At 57.1% G+C, this 3079-nt stretch carries 1 protein-coding gene and 2 pseudogenes; 2 read left to right on the top strand and 1 reads right to left on the bottom strand.

What is annotated here, in order from left to right; genetic code table 11:
• Positions 1 to 996 (top strand): aldo/keto reductase (locus tag BY454_RS16550; RefSeq protein ID WP_104417652.1); only part of this gene is annotated, 996 nt, incomplete at its 5' end.
• 88 nt (positions 997 to 1084) lie between these two features.
• Here BY454_RS16550 and BY454_RS16545 read toward each other — a convergent pair.
• A pseudogene (locus tag BY454_RS16545) lies at positions 1085 to 2593 on the bottom strand (efflux RND transporter permease subunit); the annotation flags it as partial.
• Between the two features lie 115 nt (positions 2594 to 2708).
• Here BY454_RS16545 and BY454_RS16540 point away from each other — a divergent pair.
• Positions 2709 to 3079 (top strand): annotated as a pseudogene (locus BY454_RS16540) (TnsA endonuclease N-terminal domain-containing protein); the annotation flags it as partial.

The following is a 3079-nucleotide window of genomic DNA, read 5'->3' as shown; positions in this document are numbered from 1 at the left end:
TGCCTGGGCACCATGACCTTCGGCGGTGATGAGGACATCTGGGGGCTGATCGGCCAGTTGCAGCAGGAACAGGCCGACGAACTGGTGAAGATCGCCCTGGAAGCGGGGATTAACTTTATCGATACCGCCAACATCTATGGTTTCGGCGCCAGCGAGCGCATCGTCGGCCAGTCCCTGAAGAACCTCGGCGTTCGCCGGGAAGATGTCGTGCTGGCCACCAAGGTGCTCGGCCCGATGGGCGAGGGCCCCAATGCCCGTGGCGCTTCCCGCGGCCACATCATGAATGAATGCAAGGCGAGCCTGGCGCGCCTGCAAACGGATTATATCGACCTGTACCAGATCCACGGTTTTGACCCGGCCACCCCGATCGAGGAAACCCTGGAGGCACTGAACACCCTGGTGCGACAGGGCCATGTGCGGTACGTGGGTCTGTCCAACTGGGCCGCCTGGCAGGTGATGAAAGCCATCGGCATCAGCCAGGCCCGCAACCTGTGCCCGATCATATCCCTGCAGGCCCACTATACCCTCGTAGGTCGCGACCTGGAGCGGGATATTATTCCGATGCTGGAATCTGAGAACGTCGGTCTGATGGTGTGGAGCCCGCTGGCAGGCGGTTATCTGTCCGGTAAATACGAGGGGCCGGACGTGTCCGAGGAAAACCGGCGTGCCAAGTTTGACTTTCCGCCTGTCGACCGTGAGCGGGGCAGCGACGTCATCAAGGTGATGCGGGAGATTGCCGGCGGAAAGCAGATCGACGGCGAGCCGGTTACCGTAGCCCAAATAGCCCTGGCGTGGCTGCTACACCAGAAGCCTGTATCCAGTATTATCGTTGGCGCCAAGCGGCCGGAGCAGCTGAAAGCCAATATCCAGGCAGCGCAGATCCGGTTGTCTGGCGAGGAACTTAATACGCTCGACGAGGTGAGCCGTATACCGGAGGAGTATCCGGGCTGGATGATGAAAATGATGGCCGGGTATAGGGACTCTACTGAGTCCTGATTCTTCACATCGCGCTGCGCCCCGGCGGCGCAGCCGCTCAACTTGAGAAGTGGCCTATGCTGTCAACACGTAAACGTCCGTGACTACTTCAATCTTCTATCTGTAAGCGAAACCAGAGTGCATAAAGCGCCGGAACAAACAACAGCGTGATCAGAGTGCCGACCGCCACGCCCCCTATAAGGACATAAGCCAGCGGCCCCCAGAACAGGTCAAAGGTCAGAGGTACAAACGCCAGAACGGCCGCCAGGGCAGTGAGCACCACGGGGCGGGCGCGTTGGACTGCCGCCTCGACCACGGCTTCCCGGGCAACCATCCCTGCTTTGAAGTTGTCCTGCACCTGTTGGGTCAGAATCATGGTATTTCGCATCAGGATGCCGCCCAGGCCAATCAGTCCCAGCAACGCGGTAAAGCCAAAGGGTTGGTTAAACAGCAGCAAAGCCAGCACAGCGCCAATCAGCCCCAGTGGCGCGGTGGCCAGAACGGTCAATGTGCCGATAAAGGAACGCATCTGAAGCATGATGAAGATCAGCATCAACGCCAACATCACCGGTTGTAATGTCTGGATGGACGCATTGGCTTTGGCTGATTGCTCCACCGTACCGCCGATTTCAATACGGTAACCCTCCGGCAACTGTTCACGCAGGCCAGTCATCGCACTCCAGATCTCCTTGGTGACATCCGGTGGCTGGGCACCTTCTACATCGGCCTGAACGGCCAGGAAGAGGTCACGGTTGTAACGCTTTATAACGGGCTCCTCATAGCGAACCTGCCACTTGCCCAGTTGCTGTGCGGAAAGTTTGCGGCCGTCGCGGGTCTTGATTTCAAGATCTTCGGGCATCATCACTTCGCCACGGGCATTACGCGCCACCAGTTGAACGCTCCTTATTCCCTGACGTAGCTCGGTGACGGCCACTCCGCGAAGTTGGAACTGCAGTTGCCGGGCAACTTCTGCCGGGGTCAGGCCGATCCAACCCAGGTTTTCCGGGTCCAACTCAAGATAGAGAGTGGGTACGCGCTCATCCCATTCGAGATGCGGCATGACGATATTCGGATGCCCGGTCATAAGAGTCCGGATCTGGTGCGCGATCTCTCTGAGTTGATCGGGTTCCGGGCCCAACACTCGAAAACTGACCGGCCAGGCCACCGGGGGACCATACAGCAAACGCGTTACCCGCACTCGTGCCTCCGGAAACTCACCCACCGCGATTCTGGTTTCCAGCGCCGAGATGATGCGATCGCGCCCTTCAACGTCCTGCCCGATGGCAATCAGCTTGGCAAATGCCGGGTCCGGCTGCTCGGGGTTGGCAGATACGAAAAACCGGGGGGCACCGGCACCGATGTAAGCGGAAAGGCTTTTCACCTCCGGCATGTCCATCAATATCGCTTCCAGGCGTTTGACAGTTTCATCTGTGGTGGCGATAGCGCTTCCCTGTGGAGCAAAGACGCTGATCAGAACTTCGGGGCGATCAGAACTGGGAAAAAACTGCTTCTGCACCTGGGTTGCCATACCGAAAGCACTGATCACCAGCAAACCCAACGTGATAAAAACGACGGTTTTGCGGTATTGCACACACCAGGTAATCACCCCGCGCAACCTGTGGGGTCATAATAAAGTTGGTAACACCATAAAAGAGTTGGTAACTTTATAATAAAGTTGGTAACTAGCGGCCTATGTGGCAAAGTTAGGCTATTCTCCTCGGGAGTGATAGGGAATGGCCAACTACAAACTCGACAAGAAAACCCAGAAGTGGATCAAAGAAGAACGTGGTAAAGGCAGCGGTAAGGATTACCATCCATGGCTGACCGTCAGAGATCTATCTTCCAGGGGGCGCTCGCATCGAGTGATGGGCCACCTGACAGGACGAACTCATCATTTCTTCTCAGATACAGAGTTAGCCGCGTTCCTGCTACTTGAATGGAACCCGGATGTCACCGACATCCGTGAACAATTTCCTCTCCGAATAGAAGACACCCTCTCAGTGGCTGAGCAAGCCAATATTCGCCACCCCGAAGCAGGCGGATACCATCAGATCATGTCCAGCGATTTTGTGGTTGACCTTTCCACGCCTTCCGGGCCAAAGAG

It is taken from the genome of Marinobacter persicus (assembly GCF_002934325.1).
In the GTDB taxonomy this organism is placed as follows: Bacteria; Pseudomonadota; Gammaproteobacteria; order Pseudomonadales; family Oleiphilaceae; genus Marinobacter; species Marinobacter persicus_A.
The sequence above is the reverse complement of the archived record's forward strand: the minus strand, read 5'-3'. Positions and strand labels throughout refer to the sequence as shown.